The organism is Shewanella sp. BC20 (genome assembly GCF_003129585.1).
Taxonomy (GTDB): Bacteria; Pseudomonadota; Gammaproteobacteria; order Enterobacterales; family Shewanellaceae; genus Shewanella; species Shewanella seohaensis.
In genome coordinates this window covers 41,072-59,388 of sequence record NZ_NHRI01000005.1, presented here as the reverse complement: position 1 = coordinate 59,388, position 18,317 = coordinate 41,072, and the positions used below count along the sequence as shown (strand labels likewise).

Annotated in this window: 20 protein-coding genes; 6 read left to right on the top strand and 14 right to left on the bottom strand. The window is 47.7% G+C overall.

The window, feature by feature from the left end; genetic code table 11:
- Positions 1–43 precede the first annotated feature (43 nt).
- The gene (locus tag CBX96_RS07345; protein ID WP_109286233.1) at positions 44–793 is read right to left on the bottom strand and encodes a ferredoxin--NADP reductase; all 750 of its coding nucleotides are present in this window, start codon (positions 791–793) and stop codon (positions 44–46) included.
- A 129-nt stretch (positions 794–922) separates the two neighbouring features.
- Positions 923–1,531 (bottom strand): DUF5610 domain-containing protein, encoded by a 609-nt coding sequence (locus CBX96_RS07340; protein WP_109286232.1) that lies wholly within the window; start codon positions 1,529–1,531, stop codon positions 923–925.
- A gap of 169 nt (positions 1,532–1,700) precedes the next feature.
- On the opposite strand from CBX96_RS07340, the gene CBX96_RS07335 reads away from it, so the two are divergent.
- From CBX96_RS07335 to CBX96_RS07325, 3 genes are all read left to right on the top strand, one after another.
- A complete protein-coding gene (locus CBX96_RS07335) occupies positions 1,701–2,294 on the top strand; it encodes a phosphoglycerate mutase family protein (RefSeq protein WP_109286231.1) in 594 nt (197 codons plus the stop codon).
- Positions 2,295–2,305: 11 nt separating this feature from the next.
- Positions 2,306–3,796, top strand: coding sequence for an FMN-binding glutamate synthase family protein (locus CBX96_RS07330; protein WP_109286230.1), 1,491 nt, complete (start codon positions 2,306–2,308; stop codon positions 3,794–3,796).
- Between the two features lie 144 nt (positions 3,797–3,940).
- Entirely contained in the window at positions 3,941–4,147 is a 207-nt protein-coding gene (locus CBX96_RS07325) for a hypothetical protein (protein WP_086902751.1), read from the top strand.
- 40 nt (positions 4,148–4,187) lie between these two features.
- On the opposite strand, the gene CBX96_RS07320 is transcribed toward CBX96_RS07325, so the two are convergent.
- Together CBX96_RS07320 and CBX96_RS07315 are read right to left on the bottom strand one after the other, a co-directional pair.
- The gene (locus CBX96_RS07320; RefSeq protein ID WP_109286229.1) at positions 4,188–4,445 is read right to left on the bottom strand and encodes a hypothetical protein; all 258 of its coding nucleotides are present in this window, start codon (positions 4,443–4,445) and stop codon (positions 4,188–4,190) included.
- A gap of 110 nt (positions 4,446–4,555) precedes the next feature.
- Entirely contained in the window at positions 4,556–6,346 is a 1,791-nt protein-coding gene (locus CBX96_RS07315; RefSeq protein ID WP_109286228.1) for an ABC transporter ATP-binding protein/permease, read from the bottom strand.
- Positions 6,347–6,794: 448 nt separating this feature from the next.
- On the opposite strand from CBX96_RS07315, the gene CBX96_RS07310 reads away from it, so the two are divergent.
- Positions 6,795–6,971, top strand: coding sequence for a hypothetical protein (locus CBX96_RS07310; RefSeq protein ID WP_011624090.1), 177 nt, complete (start codon positions 6,795–6,797; stop codon positions 6,969–6,971).
- 93 nt (positions 6,972–7,064) lie between these two features.
- Positions 7,065–8,281, top strand: a protein-coding gene (locus tag CBX96_RS07305) for an IS3 family transposase (RefSeq protein WP_109286227.1) whose coding sequence is annotated in 2 segments (ribosomal slippage) — positions 7,065–7,413 and positions 7,413–8,281 — 1,218 coding nt in all. Because the reading frame shifts where the segments join, the coding sequence is not laid out codon by codon here.
- Positions 8,282–8,328: 47 nt separating this feature from the next.
- Here the strand turns inward: CBX96_RS07305 and aroG are convergent.
- From aroG to CBX96_RS07280, 5 genes are all read right to left on the bottom strand, one after another.
- Positions 8,329–9,387, bottom strand: coding sequence for a 3-deoxy-7-phosphoheptulonate synthase AroG (gene aroG / locus CBX96_RS07300; RefSeq protein WP_109286226.1), 1,059 nt, complete (start codon positions 9,385–9,387; stop codon positions 8,329–8,331).
- Positions 9,388–9,694: 307 nt separating this feature from the next.
- The gene (locus CBX96_RS07295) at positions 9,695–10,882 is read right to left on the bottom strand and encodes a lipopolysaccharide assembly protein LapB (protein WP_109286225.1); all 1,188 of its coding nucleotides are present in this window, start codon (positions 10,880–10,882) and stop codon (positions 9,695–9,697) included.
- Between the two features lie 118 nt (positions 10,883–11,000).
- Entirely contained in the window at positions 11,001–11,348 is a 348-nt protein-coding gene (locus CBX96_RS07290; protein ID WP_109286224.1) for a hypothetical protein, read from the bottom strand.
- Between the two features lie 116 nt (positions 11,349–11,464).
- On the bottom strand, positions 11,465–12,715 hold the full coding sequence (locus CBX96_RS07285; RefSeq protein WP_011624094.1) for an ammonium transporter: 1,251 nt from the start codon (positions 12,713–12,715) through the stop codon (positions 11,465–11,467).
- A gap of 10 nt (positions 12,716–12,725) precedes the next feature.
- Positions 12,726–13,064, bottom strand: a complete 339-nt coding sequence (locus CBX96_RS07280) for a P-II family nitrogen regulator (protein ID WP_011624095.1) — start codon at positions 13,062–13,064, stop codon at positions 12,726–12,728.
- Between the two features lie 324 nt (positions 13,065–13,388).
- On the opposite strand from CBX96_RS07280, the gene CBX96_RS07275 reads away from it, so the two are divergent.
- Complete coding sequence (locus CBX96_RS07275; RefSeq protein WP_011624096.1) at positions 13,389–13,931, top strand: hydrolase; 543 nt, start codon at positions 13,389–13,391, stop codon at positions 13,929–13,931.
- Between the two features lie 50 nt (positions 13,932–13,981).
- Here the strand turns inward: CBX96_RS07275 and CBX96_RS07270 are convergent, their stop codons facing one another.
- The 5 genes from CBX96_RS07270 to CBX96_RS07250 all read right to left on the bottom strand — a co-directional run bounded on the left by CBX96_RS07270 (position 13,982) and on the right by CBX96_RS07250 (position 18,283).
- Positions 13,982–14,716 carry a DUF1566 domain-containing protein gene (locus tag CBX96_RS07270; protein ID WP_109286223.1) on the bottom strand — a complete coding sequence of 245 codons (735 nt, stop codon included), beginning with the start codon at positions 14,714–14,716 and terminating at the stop codon, positions 13,982–13,984.
- A gap of 99 nt (positions 14,717–14,815) precedes the next feature.
- Entirely contained in the window at positions 14,816–15,625 is an 810-nt protein-coding gene (locus CBX96_RS07265; RefSeq protein ID WP_109286222.1) for a hypothetical protein, read from the bottom strand.
- Positions 15,626–15,758: 133 nt separating this feature from the next.
- A complete protein-coding gene (locus tag CBX96_RS07260) occupies positions 15,759–16,463 on the bottom strand; it encodes a LysE family translocator (protein WP_109286221.1) in 705 nt (234 codons plus the stop codon).
- Between the two features lie 90 nt (positions 16,464–16,553).
- On the bottom strand, positions 16,554–17,384 hold the full coding sequence (locus CBX96_RS07255; protein ID WP_109286220.1) for an AraC family transcriptional regulator: 831 nt from the start codon (positions 17,382–17,384) through the stop codon (positions 16,554–16,556).
- A gap of 152 nt (positions 17,385–17,536) precedes the next feature.
- On the bottom strand, positions 17,537–18,283 hold the full coding sequence (locus tag CBX96_RS07250) for a hypothetical protein (RefSeq protein ID WP_109286219.1): 747 nt from the start codon (positions 18,281–18,283) through the stop codon (positions 17,537–17,539).
- Between the last annotated feature and the right edge of the window lie 34 nt (positions 18,284–18,317).

Below are 18,317 nucleotides of genomic sequence, written 5' to 3'. Positions count from 1 at the left end.
TAAAACGATTAAGACTAATTATTTGTCATTAACACTCAACCGATTACCAATACTTCTCGACGGTAATTTGTCCCGGAGCGCGGCGTAAATTCTTCGCGAGTCCCTTGTCGAGCAACGCGGCCTGCGCGCCACTGATCATCCCCGGATTACCACAAATCATCACCTGTGAATCCGCCGCGCTGAGCGCTAAACCGACTTTAGCCTCAATCTCCCCCGAGACTAAGCCATCGGGGATACGACATTGCAGTGCATCGTCAAGCTTTTCACGGGTGACGGTTAAACACAGGATAAACTGATCAGGATATTGCACCGAATAAGCCTTTAATTTATCGAGGTAAGCTAAATCTTTAGCTTCGCGGACACCATAGACAAGTACGACTTTTTCGAAACGCTGCCAAGGCTCGGCCGTATCGAGCATAGATAAGAATGGCCCCACGGCCGTGCCCGTGGCTAACAACCATAAGTGACGGCCTTGCCCTTCCCCCTTAGGGATCTCATCTAAAGTCATAAAGCCTGTGGCTGTCGGGGTGATCTCGATTTCATCCCCGATGGCAAGATTTTGTAATTGTGGGGATAACTGGCCATCTTCTACGGCGACAGCCAAGATTTCGGCATAGGGTTTATCGGGAGAATTAACCAGGGAATAGGCTCTAGCGACACGCTTATCATCTTGCAGCTGACTGAGTTTAATAAATTGACCCGGAATAAAGGGCGCCAGTTCGGCCGCTATCCGCAGCGAAAATAATTTATCACTCCAATCAATACGTTCAATAACACGTCCCCTAGTCCACATAACTCGCCCTCAAGCAAAACGTTAAATAGACCCCTAGCATAGACTGTTCTCTGCGCAACAAAAACCCCTTATTGCAAGGGGCTTAAGACAAGGGAAATGGCAACAACATTGAGTGCTAAGCGCGGGACATTATGCGCTAGCCGTTTGTGTCTCATCTGGTTTCTTATTGAAGCTATCTCGGAAGGCCTGCAATCCCTCTTGCACTAATCCATAGGTTTTATCGACGCCATCAGCAATATCCCCTTGCAGCACTTTAAGGCCGGACAAAATATCCCGCGCCTCCTTAAAGCCATTATCGATAGCGCCACCTATGATGCTCATAAAACTGTCAAGCTGATCATTTAGACTCATATTCGAATTTTGCTGTTGGTGAATGCTAAAAAATTGCGTCGCAAAACTCACAATCCTATCGGCCGTCGCCTCGGGAGAATAATCGACCTGATTGTCATAGTTAGTTTGAGTAGCATTTGGCCCCATCGAAGGCGCTAATTCTTTATCTATCGCTTCAATTGCCGCGCGATAAAGTAACGCCATGGATTGATCACCGGATTTTAGACTCACTTCTTCCTGTGCCGACAAAATAGCCTGGTTCATTAGCTGCTTACTGGTTTGGTATGCAGTCTGTTTGCCGCGCGCTTCCACATTTTTCGTCTTTTCACTATTAGCAGCGGCATTGTCAGCATACTTCTTATGGGGCGTAGAAGGAGTCTGTACCTGTGCAGGGTTGTTGATTTCCATGATGCTAATCCATTCAATTTGGGATGACTTTATTATCGACCAAAAATTGAGCAACTTTAGTAATTTTATAAATTGCAGTACCATCACAACCTAAGGCAATGATACCCATGATGAATCTACTCGCCTCAGTGTCACACTTGCATACGCCCATTAGATAAGGATATACGGCATGGCAATTTCCCAATGGTTAACAGTGGTCAGCCACTCCTTGCGCATCACCTGCTTCAATGCCCCTCGGCTATTGCACACTCTGCTGTTAGGCTTGTTACTCTTTACCAGCATTGGACTCTGCCCCATCAATCAAGCTTTTGCCGATAATCGCTTGATTATTTTGGTGAGACACGCCGAAAAAGCCGACGCTCCAGCGGGCGATCCTACACTTTCAGATGATGGCCATGCACGTGCCCTCGCGCTGGTTAGCGCCTTGCAAAGGACGCAGATCTCGCAACTGATCGCGACCCAATATCAAAGAACCCAGCAAACCTTGTTGCCTATGTCTTCGGAGCGGCATTTACCCATTACCGTGGTCGCTGCAGAAAAACCACTCGAAGCCCATATTCAGCAGATTGTTGAACAAGTACATGCCGTTAAAGGTAATAGCTTAATCGCGGGGCATTCCAATACCGTCCCACTGATCATCAAGGCCCTTGGCGGCCCTGAAATCCCCACCATCGCAGAAGATGATTACAGTCAGCTGTTTTTACTCTCCATCCATGATGGACAGCCAGCGAGCCTTATCTCCACCCGTTATGGACACGAATAGAGGATAACAAGATGCAAGAACTCAATTGGTTTATGTGGGGACTGGATCTCTTCTCAGGACTCTTTTTAATTCTCATTGGCTTAGGCGCCCTCGCTGTCGTCTATATGTACATCGCCGACAAGCTACAAACCAAACAGGCCGTACGCTACAACTACCCTGTGATAGGTCGCTTTCGGTATTTATTTGAGAAACAAGGCGAGTTTTTTAGACAATACTTTTTCGCACAAGACAGGGAAGAATTGCCCTTTAACCGCGCTGAGCGGAGTTGGGTATATCGCGCCGCGAAAAACGTCGACAGAACCATCGCCTTTGGCTCGACACGCCCGCTAGACAGCACGGGCGCAATCATGTTTATGAATACCGCCTTTCCTACTCAAGATGAAGATATCACTCCAATTCTGCCTCAAACCATTGGCCCCCATTGCCGTGAGCCCTACACCACTAAGGCCATTTGCCATATTTCCGCCATGAGCTTCGGCGCCCTATCACGCCCTGCTGTCACCGCCTTATCCCACGGCGCAGCGCAGGCGGGATGTTGGTTAAATACCGGTGAAGGTGGCTTAAGCCCTTACCATTTAAAAGGCGGCTGCGACTTAGTCTTTCAAATTGGTACCGCTAAATATGGTGTACGTAATGAGCACGGCCATTTAGACGATGACAAGCTCAAAGAGATCGCCGCACACCCTGAAGTTAAAATGTTTGAAATCAAAATGAGCCAAGGCGCCAAACCAGGCAAGGGCGGTATCTTGCCGGGAGTCAAAGTCACCGAGGAGATCGCCAAAATTCGCGGTATCCCGCAGGGGCATGATTCCATAAGCCCCAATGGTCATATCGAGTTTAAAAATGTAGCTGACATTCTGGATATGATTGCCAGAGTGCGTGAGGTCACGGGTAAACCCACCGGCATTAAGGCAGTACTTGGGGACGTGCAGTGGTTTGAAGATTTTTGCGATGAAATTGAGCGCCGTGGCGAAGCATCTGCCCCGGACTTTTTTACCTTAGACAGTGCCGATGGCGGCACGGGCGCCGCCCCTCAACCCTTAATGGATTATGTGGGACTGCCACTCAAGGAAAGCCTGCCCATACTGGTGAATATCTTAATTCAGCGTGGGCTACGTAAACGCATTAAAGTAATCGCCTCGGGCAAACTCATAGTGCCATCGAGAGTGGCTTGGGCGCTCGCCTTAGGTGCGGACTTTATCGCCTCAGCCCGTGGCAATATGTTTGCCCTCGGATGTATTCAAGCGCTGCAATGCAACAAAGATACCTGTCCAACGGGTATCACGACTCACAATAAGAAACTCCAGCAAGGTCTTGATCCTAGAGATAAGTCGACGCGTGTTGCCAACTATAACCATAACCTGCACCACGATTTAGCCTTGATAGCCCACTCCTGCGGGGTGACAGAGCCAAGACAACTCAAGCCATCCCATGTGAGGATTGTGCTCGAGAGCGGTTTGTCGGTTTCATTGGATAAATACTATTCCCATATCAATCAATAAGTAACCTAACACTGTATGCATTTTGTACGACTTTCGTCTAAAGTTAATTTAGCAAGAGGTAATTTGAATGCGTATCACAAAAGGGGTAAGATCCGTGATGCACGCATGAGATTAAACAACTGCATATTAAGTTAAGGAAACACTGTGAAAGCAAGCTTTGTAAGCCATATGCCCGACAGTAAGACTGCCAGCACAAGCTGTAAGAGCTGTAATCGCTTGACCGAGATCGAAGGCGAACTAGTGTGTTTTCGTGAAGGCCAAGTCATTCGGCTCACGCGAATCGACGAATCGACCACCAAATTCAATCTGTTGTGTGAAGGTTGGAAGGCAGAAAAACCAAAGGGAATATAATTTCTTATATTCCCTTGTTTTGTTTCAGCAGTGATACTCTCTAATACCCACCACGAATATCTGCATTATATTCATTGGTTCTACGGATAATCCCAGCTAATTCAAGTTCTTGATTCAATTTTGCCAGAGTTAAACGTCTTGTGGTCACTTTAAGGCCTGCGTTTAACTCTGCGTGAATGCGTTGTAGCGAATCATAATCCACACCGCGTTTTTTAAGGGTTGCCATAATCGCAAACCAGTCTGTGCTTACTTTCTCTTCTCTGCCTTCAATATTGACTCTTAATGCCATATTTTCCATGCCAAGCACCTCTTATCATTATTTGCTTGGATTTGAGTATAGAGAGCCGAACCTGAATAAAAACTGAATTGTCCCAACGCTGTTACACTAACATCGAAAGCTTATGATATTTACACCGAAAGCTGTTGTTGCTCATTTTGTATGCGCCACAACTTAGCGTATAAACCATCCTGAGTCAGTAAAGACTGATGATTCCCCTGCTCGACAATTTCCCCTTGGCTTAAGACCACGATCTGATCGGCGTCGACTATAGTCGATAACCTATGCGCCACGACTAAGCTGGTATGCCCTTTCGCGACCTCACGCAGTGCCGACAGAATCGCCTGCTCCGAACGGCTATCGAGGGAGGATGTGGCCTCATCAAACACTAGCACAGGAGAGCCTTTTAAAATCGCCCGCGCAATGGCCACACGCTGTTTCTCCCCGCCCGAGAGCTTTAAGCCCCGCTCACCCACTTTGGTATCCCAACCTTGGGAGAGCGACGCGATAAAATGCTCTAAATGTGCGAGTTTAATGGCATTACGCACTTCTTCATCCGTCGCATCGGGGCGGCCATAACGAATGTTCTCCACTAAGGAATCATTAAATAACACAGTATCCTGCGGCACTATGGCAATAGCACGGCGCAGTGCATCTTGGGTTAAGTGACGAATATCTTGCCCGTCAATCAAAATGCGCCCTTGCTCCACATCGTAAAAACGGAACAGTAACTTGATGAGTGTTGATTTTCCGGCGCCGCTATCTCCAACGACGGCGACTTTTTTCCCCGCCGCCACCTTAAAGCTGACGTTGCGTAGTATGGGCCTGTCATCGTAGCTAAAACTCACATGTTCAAAACTAAGCTCACCGCGCTTAGGCTCAAAGTCTAAGGCATCAGGTTTATCCACTATACGAGGATGCTTATCGAGCAGACTGAACATCCGCTCGATATTGGCTAAGGCGCCGCGAATTTCACGGTAGACAAATCCCAAAAAGTTGAGCGGCATAAAGAGCTGCATCATAAAGGCATTGATCAATACAAAGTCACCTAAGGTCATCTCATTATTGGTCACTTTATAGGCGGCCAACGCCATCATCGCCGTCATCGCCAATGCGATAATCAGCGCCTGCCCACCGTTGAGGGCAAATAGCGATAAACGATTCTTACGTTTAGCCACTTCCCATTGGTCTAAGGCTTGGTCATATCGATCCGATTCATACTTTTCATTATTAAAATACTTCACGGTTTCATAGTTGAGCAGACTGTCGATGGCGCGGGTGTTTGAGAGTGAGTCGGCCTTGGCCGCATCGCGAACGTATTCGGTGCGCCACTCTGTCGCCACCACCGAAAACCAGATGTAGGCCATCACAGAGGTAAAAGTGATCGCGGCGAAGGCAATGCCATAATTAAAAAAGAAAATACCAATAACCATGGCGATTTCTAACAGGGTCGGCACTATGTTAAACACCATAAAGCGCATCAAGAAGCTCACGCCACTGGTGCCGCGCTCAATATCCCTCGACAAACCGCCCGTGCGCCGCTCTAAGTGAAAATCCAAATCGAGTCGATGTAGGTGATCGAACACCGCCAAACCTAAACGGCGAATGGCCCGCTCAGTGACACGGCCAAAGAGTGTGTCGCGGATTTCACCCGTGATCACAGTTAACAGTCGCACCGCGCCATAAGCCAAGACCAACCCGATGGGCACGCTCAAGGCCTGCGCGGTTTTATTAGCATCCAAAGTATCGACTAAATCTTTAAGAATAAAGGGCAAGCCCACGCTGGCAAGCTTAGCGACGATAAGACAAGACATAGCCAATGCCACTCGACCCTTGTACTCGAGCAAATAAGGCCAGAGCAACTTAACTACGTGCCAATTGAGCTTATCGATGGGACCTTCAAAATACAGTGTTGGGCGCATATGTCTAAACCTTTGCTAAAGTCGCTCAATTGTAGCAGCGTGGCACACGTTAAGGCGAAACCAAACAGGGAAAGTTTGAATAAAATCAATCAGATTTTTCTGACAGACAAAAAGTAGCTATCTTGGCAAAATCTCTCTGGCTTATCGAAATAAAAATGTCATGCTAACGACTTACGCTCAGAGAGTTCGCAACGCGAATATTAAGGTGAAAAAATTCTGAATCAAGCTTGGCTTTATCGGAACAGTAACCGTTAAAATAGGCCATAACATCAAGGGTTCTACTGTTGATTATTTTGTCGGTTTTACTCAAAATGCCCTATGGACTCAAGATAGCCAGCAGCAGGATTTGCAAATCTCTGGCCGCAGAACCGTGTGTAAATGCCGTGCTGCACTCGTTCTGCGATAACACTAACGATAATTCTAATAAATTAAGATCGAAGGATGCTTTATGTTGGATTCAGCTAAAGTTCAATACCCGCCATTACCACTGATCCAAACTTGGGTGTGGATGATGATCGAATCGGGGAATCCAGAAATTCAGGACAAAGGCAGAAATAACCTCATTGCAGCTTTTGGTAGCTTGGCCAAAGCTAACGAATACTTAGCCGAAATGAGCAAAAAATAATAAAAATAAAGGCGCCAGGATAGCGCCTTTATTTTTGAGCTTGACCCGTCCTAAATAGCGTTGACACTTTTCAAACTCATTTTGGAGAGTGTAATGACTTCAACAATTAAACGAACTCAACGCGATTATTCCCTCGCTTTTAAATTGGCGGTTGTCGACCAAGTGGAAAAAGGCGAGCTGACCTATAAGCAGGCGCAAGACAAGTACGGTTTTCAAGGTTGCTCCACCGTGTTAGTGTGGTTACGCAAGCATGGCAAACTGGATTGGTCCCTAGGGACGCCGCCAACATCAATGCGAGGACAGTTGATGACTGAACCCACCACGCTCACCCCCGAGCAAAAGATAAAAGCCCTCGAAGCCGAACTTGAAGATACCCGCATGAAAGCGGCGTTCTTCGAAGCCATTGTCGAAAAACTCAGAACTGACTACGGGATATCCGTCGTAAAAAAGCCACCCGCGAAACGCTCCAAGAAAAAACGGCCATAGGTTATCGCGTCACCCAATGCTGTCGTTACCTTGGCATCAGTCGCCAGGCGTATTATCAACAATGCCAGCGGCAAACAGAATGGGAGCAAAGGGAGCAACAGATGTTGCAAATGGTACAATATGAACGGTTATTTCAACCGCGAGTCGGTACGCGTAAGCTGCAGTATTTACTCAACAAAATGCATCAAATAGTGATAGGACGAGACCGGTTATTTCGCTGTCTTAGGGCGCATCGTTTGTTGGTCACGCCTAAGCGGGCGTACCATAAAACGACCCATAGCCATCATCGATTTAGGTGTCATCCCAACTTGCTTAAGCCCAGCGAGCAGCAAGTGGACATCAGCCGCTCAGAACAAGTCTGGGTGGCTGATATTACCTATCTACCACTGCAAGATAATGAAGCCTATTTAAGCTTGGTGACCGATGCTTGGTCACGAAAAATCGTGGGCTATCATGTCGATGATAATCTTAAAACAGACGGGGTGCTAACGGCCTACAAACGAGCACTGAAGCAGCGACAAGATAAAAGTAAACCGCTGATACACCACTCAGACCGAGGAATACAATACTGCTCAAACGCGTATCAAGCGGTTCACGCACAACATGGTGTGACATGCTCAATGACAGACGGATATGACTGCTATCAAAATGCCTTAGCAGAGCGAGTGAATGGCATCTTGAAGCAGGAGTTTTTAACACATAAACCCGCAACGCTGGAGGAGGCGCGACAAATGGTGGCAGAAGCGGTTGCCATCTATAATCAACGACGGCCACATTTGGCCTTAAAATACAAAACGCCCGATGAGGTTCATCGAGCGTTTTAGGTGGAAATAAGTGTCAACTTATTTCAGGACGAGACAGCTTTTCAGGACTAGACACGCTGGCGGCGTGCAATAACGCTCTGATTTAACACAGCTAACAGGCGCTCGGTATCATCCCAGCCAATACAGGCATCCGTAATACTCTGGCCATAACATAACGCCTGGCCTTCAATCAGATCTTGGCGACCTTCCACTAAGTGGCTTTCAACCATCACACCAAAAATCGCCTCATTACCTGCGGCCACTTGCTCGGCCACATCATTCGCGACGTCCATCTGGCGTTGATATTGTTTGCTGCTATTGGCATGGCTAAAGTCGATCATAATGTTATCGACAAGCTTGGCTTTTTTCAGTTGTTCGCTGATCTGCGCAACATGGTTGGCACTGTAATTTGGCTCACGGCCGCCACGCAAAATGATATGGCAATCAGGATTACCCTTGGTCGACACAATCGCCGAATGGCCAAATTTGGTCACCGATAAGAAGTGGTGCGGCGCATTCGCGGCGCCGATGGCATCAATCGCCACCTTGATCGTGCCGTCAGTGCCATTTTTAAAGCCTACAGGGCAAGATAACCCAGAAGCTAATTCACGATGCACCTGCGATTCTGTGGTGCGCGCACCAATCGCGCCCCAGCACATCATATCCGCCACATATTGCGGAGTGATCATATCGAGAAACTCACCTGCGGTCGGCATGCCAGAGTCATTCAAATCGACTAAAAGTTTACGCGCGGTACGTAAACCATCGTTCAGTTTGAAGCTGTTATCCATATAAGGATCGTTAATGAGCCCCTTCCAACCCACTGTAGTACGCGGCTTTTCAAAATAAACACGCATCACCACTTCGAGCTGATCTTGATAACGTTCTCTGAGCGCAACCAGTCGCTGGCCATATTCCAATGCGGCCTTAGGATCGTGAATTGAGCAAGGACCAATGACCACTAACAAACGATCATCTTGGCGGGCAAGAATGTTATGAATGCTTTGACGGGCGTTAAACACTGTTGCAGCAGCGTTTTCGGAGGCAGGAAATCGTTCTAGGATCGCAATTGGCGGAAGTAACTCTTTGACTTCATTAATGCGAACGTCATCATTTTGGTAATACATAATTTACTGCTCCAACTCTCGTGTTTAGGCTATTTTTATCGCTGCAATAGGGGATCTCAACTGCAATACTGAGTTCAATTTATCCAGTCTGCGCCGCTAATGCAACCAAGTTGTCTCCATTTCAAGAAATCAAATATAACGTATTGTTTTAACATATTTTTAAAAAATACAAATTCAAATATTTCAATGTGATATGCAAACTAAAGCCAAACGAGTGTTGGGGTTGGAAGCAAGCGGTGGTGAAAGCGGAAATAAAAAACCTCCTTTGCCAGTAGTTAAACGCAAACAAAGGAGGTTGAGTAAAGGATTAATGTTGCTGCATGGCCTGCAGTTTTGCCTGATAGCGATGTTTATCTGTGGCTTCGCGGCTGAGAGCCATGGCTTTTTCCATATTGAGTTTGGCGCGTTTTTCATCCCCCAGCGCCCAATAGGTGCGTGACAGGCCAAAGAAAAACTCATGGCGATAATCGGCTTTATCCACGGCCCTTTGATACCAAGCGAGCGCCTCGCTGTATTGATGCTCGTCATAGGCCTGTTCACCCATATCGTAGTAGTAATAAGGATTGCGAATACGCGCTAACTCCAGCACTTTATTAACCTGCGCCCACTCTTCCAAACGGCCTTGCTCACCTAAAATCACCGCCAAGTTATAAAGCGTCGTCATATCATCAGCATCATATTTGAGTGCATAGCGATAGACTTGCTCGGCCCGCTTTTCATCGCCCTTGTGGCGATAAATCACGGCTAAGGTGTTGAGCGCTGGAATAAAGTGTCCTGATTTTAAGCCCGCTTTAATCAGCGCATAGGCGCGATCTAAATCCCCTTCTACCAAGGATTCGGCGGCCATATTGTTATAAAACATGCTGGTTAAGGTCTGGCGATTGATTTGTACTTTGTTATAGCCTCGCAGAGCGCGCTCGGGCATAAAGTCGACCAGAATTGCATGGGCCGACACATACACAGTGTGCACGCTCTCGGCGGGTAGCAAGCGTAGATTGACATGGCCGTTGATCAGATAAAACTCGCCCTGTTTGTCCCATACGGGTTCAATCGCAATATCCTGAAACTCAGTGCCAATTTTAAACACATCCGCGAGTGCCGATGTCATCACCACCAGCGACATACAATTCCCCGCGCGCTGGGCGTAGGTTTCGCTGGCGGTTTGAGTCAAATTATCTTGATAGTGAAAATCGCTGTGACCACCGAGTTGATTGGCATTGATATAACTGGCTAACCATTCATGCACCGCGACGGGGTTTTTAGTCGATAAGCTGTAGCGGTCGTAGGCGCGCCGGACATCGGCTGCGACCGAGGGCGGAAGGCTGAAAATATCCTCGACGCTAGGAATATTGCTGACAGATTTAAATAACGAATCTGCAAATAGGGCATCTATCTCATCATCACTAGGTTTTGGGGCTATCGAGCTACACCCCCATAATAGTAAAAGTAATAATGAGCAGAATATACCGCTAGAGATGGTGCGCAGTTGTATCATAATACGTCCCCCAGACCATAAGGCTCCTATTTGAGCTTATTACACTTGGCCAAAAAGACGTCATAAAATGGTTACAAAAAATAATGGCCTGCCACAAAGGATTGCGGCAGCTTAAAGGTTAACGCTGCGCCGGAGGGTCAACCTTGATATACACATCCTGCTGCTGATAACGATAGGGGCGATAGTTATCCTGACCACAAGTGAAGTAAGGGTAAGGCTTTACCTGCGCGATACAACCGAGTGGCAAGGCCTGCAGAATTTGAATTTGCTCCTGTCTTCGCAAAGATTCCTGCCATTCATAGTCTTTCAACACTTGATCGCGCACGGCAAAAGCATCGAAAGGCTCATCCGAGCGAGTCACTACGACTTGCCCTGCAAAAGCGGGCAAGGTTATGAGTGCACTCAGAATGCCCCCAAGCAAACAGGTGCGTCTGAGTTGTCCAGTGGAATCAAAGAATAAGCGCATTGTTCACTCCTTGTGGTATCAGCATGGCAGTCGAAGACCCATAAAAAAAGCAGAGCACTTGGCTCTGCTTTACTATCCTCTTATCCCTTAGAGGCATCAAGTGATATCAATACCTGTTAGCCTGCACTTTTGACAGTCACAAACTCTGGGTAAGCGTCGATACCACAGTCAGATGCATCCATACCGTTATATTCTTCTTCCTCAGAAACACGGATGCCCATAGTCATCTTCAGTACAAACCACACCGCAAACGACGCGCTAAATACCCATGCGAAGATAATCGCTGCGCCAGTTAATTGCGCTGTGATAGTGGCATCGGCATTTGATAAGGGGACACACATCAAACCGAGGAAACCCGCAACGCCGTGCACAGAAATCGCGCCCACTGGGTCGTCGATCTTGATTCTGTCCAGACCCACGATAGAGAACACCACTAAACCACCAGCAACCACACCAATCACCCCTGCCATCAGCAGCGAAGGCGACAGCGGATCGGCAGTAATCGCCACTAAGCCTGCCAGAATGCCGTTTAAGATCATGGTTAAGTCCGCTTTACCCCAAATCATTTTGCACACAACTAGGGCAGAGATAGCACCAAAAGCGGCTGCGGTGTTGGTGTTCACGAAGACTTTAGCGACAGAGCTAGCGTTGGCTGCATCTGAAACCATTAATTGTGAGCCACCGTTGAAACCAAACCAGCCCATCCACAGGATAAACATCCCTAAGGTTGCCATTGGCAGGTTAGATCCAGGAATCGGATTCACTTGGCCGTTAGGGCCGTATTTGCCCTTACGAGCACCGAGCAGTAACACCCCAGCGATAGCCGCCGCTGCACCTGTCATATGCACAATACCGCTACCTGCAAAGTCCACAAAACCTAAGCTAGAGATAAAGCCTTTACCCCAAGTCCAGTAGCCTTCAACAGGATAGATAATGCCTGTCATCACCACGGAGAAGAACAGGAAGGCCCATAACTTCATCCGCTCCGCCACGGCGCCAGAGACAATCGACATCGCCGTTGCCACAAACACCACTTGGAAGAAGAAGTCAGATTCTAAGGCATGGTTTGCATCTTCGGCTTGTGAGCCAATCAGCGTACCGAGTGAAGGCAACCAACCGCCTTCGGCATTGTCGACGTACATAATGTTGTAACCAACCAATAGATACATCACACAGGCAATCGCGTATAACACCACGTTTTTAGTTAAAATTTCGGTGGTATTTTTAGAGCGCACTAGGCCGGCTTCGAGCATGGCAAAACCCGCCGCCATCCACATAACCAAAGCGCCTGAAATCAAAAAATAAAAGGTGTCGAGTGCAAAGCGCAGTTCAGAGACTGTCACGCCTAATTTTGTTAGTTCTTCCATCTTCCGCCCCCTATAGCGCTTCAGTGTCGAGTTCACCCGTACGAATACGGATGGCATGTTCTAAGTCGATAACGAAAATCTTTCCGTCACCAATTTTTCCCGTATGAGCCGCACTGGTAATCGCCTCAATTAGCATGTCGAGATTTTCTGCTTTAGTGGCAATTTCTAGTTTTACTTTTGGCAAAAAATCCACCTGATACTCGGCGCCACGATACAACTCCGTGTGCCCCTTTTGACGGCCAAAACCTTTAACCTCGGTCACCGTCATCCCCTCAATACCAATACCGGCGATAGCTTCACGGACATCATCCAATTTAAATGGCTTGATGATAGCGCTGACTAGTTTCATCCTGACCTCCAAAAAACGCGATTGTTATTAACTTGTAGCCAAGATAATTCAATCATCAGGCCAGAATTTTAATTTATTGATTTAAAAGAAATAACAAAGATTAACCAGGAATAGTTAGATTAAAAATGCACCAGAATTGTGCAAGCAGGAGAGCGACGCACTCTTTTAGTGAGCAATTTAAGTGCACGCCATATTCGACCTTTGCCCTATTGGTGAGGCAGCCCAATTAGGGTTTACTAACAGTGCAAAAAACACACAATTCACAAAATAAGCAGAGCAATCGCTAAACGATGCCTTTATCCACCCGCGCAGAAGGAACGCCCGATGTTAAAACCCGAAGAATGTGTACTCGTTATCGTCGATGTGCAGGGAAAGCTCGCTCAGATCATGGATAACTCAGCCAAGCTTCATCAGCAGTTGAGTACACTTATCCAAGGCGCACAGCTGTTTGAAATCCCCATCCTCTGGCTCGAGCAATTGCCCGCCAAACTTGGCTCGACCACCGAAGAGTTAAAAACCTTGCTCGAAAGAACTGGCTCGCCCATTGCCAAGCAACATTTTAGCGGTTGGTATTGTGATGAATTTGCCAATGCACTCACGAAATCTCGACGCAAACAGGTGTTGCTTGCGGGGATAGAAACCCATGTCTGCGTGTACCAAACTTGCCGCGATCTGCTCGACCAACACTACTCAGTGCATCTTGTCGCCGATGCGGTGTCTTCCCGCAGCGTTGACAATAAACAGCTGGGCATTCAAATGATGACCGCCAAGGGAGCCACTCTCACCAATGTGGAGTCACTGTTATTTGAACTGCAACACGAAGCCCAAGGCGACCGATTTAAGGCGCTGATTAAGTTGATTAAATAAGGCTGATTAAATGAGACGAGAAGAGAGCTTATTCAAGCTCTCTTTAGTATTCAAAACGCGGCGACACAAACGGCATAGTTGGCACTATTGGCATAACTGCGAAAACTATAGCCGCTGGGGGCGACCGAGATAATGCCGACCTCGAATTCGGTCTCATACACTGTGCGAGACCAAGAAGGGATTGTCGAACTCCACTGCGCACGTTGATAGGCTGCGCGACTCTCGCCGTACCCATAGAGAGTGTTTAACTCCTGCTCTGTTGGCCTGCGCCAATTGTCTTTACCGCCAAATTCGAGTGAAGCCAACTTTTGGCACCAGCGGTCAAACTGTCCATCGACACCAATCTTGGCCTCATTGCCCTTGGCCGCTTCGGTGCCGGGTAAGATAACGCCCTTACCGTCCTGACGAAACAGGGCGTATTCGCCTCGGCTCGGGCCAAATACAAACTCCTCCTGTACGTTAAACGTCATCGCATAGCTATCGCCACGGTTGTTGGCATCATCTTGTTCAAGATAACCCAAGGCATTCATCACGGCGATAGAGGGCGAACTGCTAAACCATTTCGTCTGGCGATCGCTTTTATCGTAAAGCGCTTTGATTTTTAAGCAGTTGGTTGATGCTAGAGTGCGGTCGTTATTATCGAGGCCGCCATCAAAGCTGGTATTGATTGGCGTCCCTTCGACGTGGCCACACAGGGGAATTTGCTCTTTTTGGCGACATTCTGTCAGTAAAAACAACAGCACTATGGCACTGCTGAATATGGCGATTTTAGTGGGATTAATCATGACAACAAACCTTAATCCTGTGTTGATAAAAAGACAGTTACAGACAAGCTTGATGGCATTCGCTTCAGGGAATTAGCCTTAAGCGAATGGCCAATTAAGCTATAACGCCTTAATCACAGGCTCCTGCACCAGTAATTGATCGTTTTTGTAAACATAAAGTCTACCCACTGGACTCTCTTCGGCGCTCAGCACAATCACATCGCAGACATAAAGATAGGGGCCGCTTTTAAACTGGAAGGAATGATTGCCGCCGTTACCATCGAGGACTAACTTCCCCTTTTTGAGGACTAAATCAGGTTTCTCGCTCAGGGATTTACCCTTTGACCAAGCGGCATAACGGTATTGCTGACGATCGAGGGCATCGACACGTATGATGAATCGCTCGGTTTCCCACGCCAGCTCAGGGCTAGCAAACTCGCGCACACTCTCGTGTAGCATCGCTTTTTGCTGGGCGATCAGTTCATCCCTTAACTTAGCTTCCTCTGGGCTTTGATAATTAATGCCCGAGATTTTGCCATCGAAATCCAACCAGACACTGCCGTGATCGAGCATAATGCCGCGCCAGCCCATAGTCTCCCAGTTGTTCTCTGTGGTCGAATTGGCGATTTGACTCAGCAACTTGCTATCAAAGACTTGCTGAAATCTCGTCAGCAATTGTTGTGGATTTTGCACATCGGGGAGCGGGTATTCCCGCTGGAGGGGATAAGAAATTTGCTCGGCAATCGCCTGACGATCACCCGCCTTGGCCGCATCAATCAAGGCTTGCACCTGTGGCACGTACTCCGCCTCTAGGGCGGCCTGAGCCTGTGGTACTGAGCTAAGACTCCCCAGCAACAAGCCCGTATAAAGCCCTAAACGCGAGAGTCGATTAACCGCTGAAAAACCTTGATAAAACGGGCGACTAGACATGATTTATTCCTTTAAAGTCAAAAACATCCAAATTAAGACTTGGCAAGGATACCATAGCTAAGGAGGGATAAACACACACAATCCCCCCAAGCTTATGTGCAGTAAGCCGCATCACAGCCTCACTATTACCCCGTTAGGCCAGCAGCAAATTAGACACTATTGCTACCGCCACCGACATAAAGATCAACCCAATCACCCCATCGATGATAGGTGTGAGTCGTTGCAGCTTTTGCTGTATCTTAGCTTTAGAGAGCATCAGCGCCAGAAAGCCAAACCAGAGCAGTGACAACACAAATAACATCAGCGCGGCGGCGAATTTCGTCACCGGAGTCACGCTCGGGGTGATCAGAGCAGAGAATAAGGTTAAGAAAAACACTAAGGCTTTAGGATTCAATAAATTGGTATAAAGCCCCCGCATAAACCCCTGTTTAGGTGATAAGGCGTTTACCGCGCCCGCCGTGGGCATATCAAGGCTGTTTTCCGAGGTAGATGTAAATCCAGTGGGCTCAGCGCCCTCGCCGTTCAATACGGTTTTGGGTTTACTGAAAAAGGCGACCGCAGCCTTAAGCGCGCCAAATCCCATCCACGCCAAATACGAAGCGCCTAGCAATTGCACTAACAGATACAAGCTATGGGAGCTTTTAATCACTAAGCTGACGCCAGTTAAACTCAAAATGGTATGGGCTAAAATCGCTACCGATATCCCAGCCGCCGTGGCAATTGCGGTGTTTCGCGGCTGCGAGGTAGCAATCTTCACCATAATGGCAAAATCCGGCCCGGGGCTGACTAAGGCTACGCAGTGAATAACGGCTAAGGTGACTAACAGGGATACATCCATCAATAGGGCTCCGCAAATACATGTAAGAACGCCAGTATGCCCAAGCCTTCAGCATCTGCATTGTAAGAAATTGCACGCGGCTAATTTACCTTAAAGCATGCGCCGCTGAAATTGGACTGGTGAGAGTAAAAAGGCCTGTTTAAACGCCTTATTTAGATGACTCTGGTCGAAAAAGCCTAACTGCTGCGCCACATCCGCCACTAAGGCGCCATGGGTTAAGGACTTTTTCGCTAACTCTAATCGCACTCGCTTCAGGTAGGCGTGGGGTGTCATCCCGGTCGCCAGTTTAAATTGGCGTAAAAACTGGAACTTACTCAGGTTAACCTCATCGGCCAACGCCTCAAGCTGAGTATTTTGCGACGGCTCATCGTGAATTTTCTGTTTGATGCGATTTAACTGCTGCCATGATAACCCCCTATCCTGCCGCAAATTCAGCATTCCCGTGGGGTGGCGCGTCAATAACAGCTGCATAAAGTTCAGCAGATGGGACTCGGCCGCAAGCTCAGAGCATTGACCTTGAATGAGTACATTATGCAACTGGATAAAGTATTGATATAACGCGGGGTCATCCACCATGGGCGCATTAAAGAAATGGGCCTTGAGCCCCATTTCTTGGCTAATGCTGTTCATATACTCCACGGGGATCGACATCACCTTAACCCGATATCCTTCGGCGTCGCGGCTTTGTCCATCGTGGGTTTCATCGGGATTAAGGGTCGATAGCCCATGTTGCCCGAGCTGATAACGACTGCCCTTATTGATAAATTGCTGCGCCCCTTGAGTCACAACCCCTAAGTGGTAATCCAGATGCACGTGTTTATCAAAACTGAAATGGGTAAATTCGGCCTGACTCAGTTCAATGCCTGAGAGGCTGGGATGGCGCCAGTAATTGATATTTTCAACGGGAGTCACACGGCTCATAGGGCAAGCTTAATCTCACAAGGCAAAGACAACTTTAGATACGACTCATTCTAGCCGCCGAGAACTTGGCTCGAATAGTAAAATATTGCGGCGTGCTCCCTAAAAAGCAAAACGCCCAAATGAGGGCGTTTACTGTTGACTCAAAAAGTCGCTTAGTGCGAATGACTGCCATGGCCGCCTTGCGCCTCAATGGCATGGCCTTCGCTGTTATAAAAACCACTGCTACCGTGCTCGATAAAGCCTTGGTTGATCATCTTGGCGATAAAGGGGTCAGACTCACTGTCGCCCACATCGGCAAAATCAATGTCTTGATAATTCTGGGTTAAAGCGGCAAACGCCTCGTGGCTGTAGGGCTCAACCTTGAGCAACTGGTAACTTAATACATCGCCTAAGTTAAATTGCTGTGGCAGTTCAATGCTGGCAATCCAGTCGAGCTGGCTATCCATACCATTGACCTTACCCGCAAAGCCTTGAGCCGCAAAACAAGGCAATTGTTTTAGCTCAGTTTTAGCCATATGGGCTGGCAATGCAGGAGACACCACATGGTACAACTGATCGCGGTCGTGCTGAATGTTTAGCGCCCTTAAGTCCCCCTTGCGATAGGTGACTGAGCGTTTTTCAACGGGGAAATAACGCACATATTCGCCATTGGGAGCCCATTGTTCGAAGGTGGTGTTATCCTGTTGAATAATAAAATCTTGTCCATCTCTTAGCAGGGTCATCTGCCAGCTTTGCCCCTTAGCATTGGTGACTTGGTACTGGGCTTTTAAATGGCTGGCCTCAAGTGTTGCGCATTGTGTATTGGCCTGATTGGCAGAAACAGCGCTAACGGGAGTGGCTAAAACCATCACAGGGGAGGCTAATGTAGATACCAGAGTGACTAAGAGGAGTTTGTTCATGTTATATCTCACTTACACGCTAATTTTATGACTC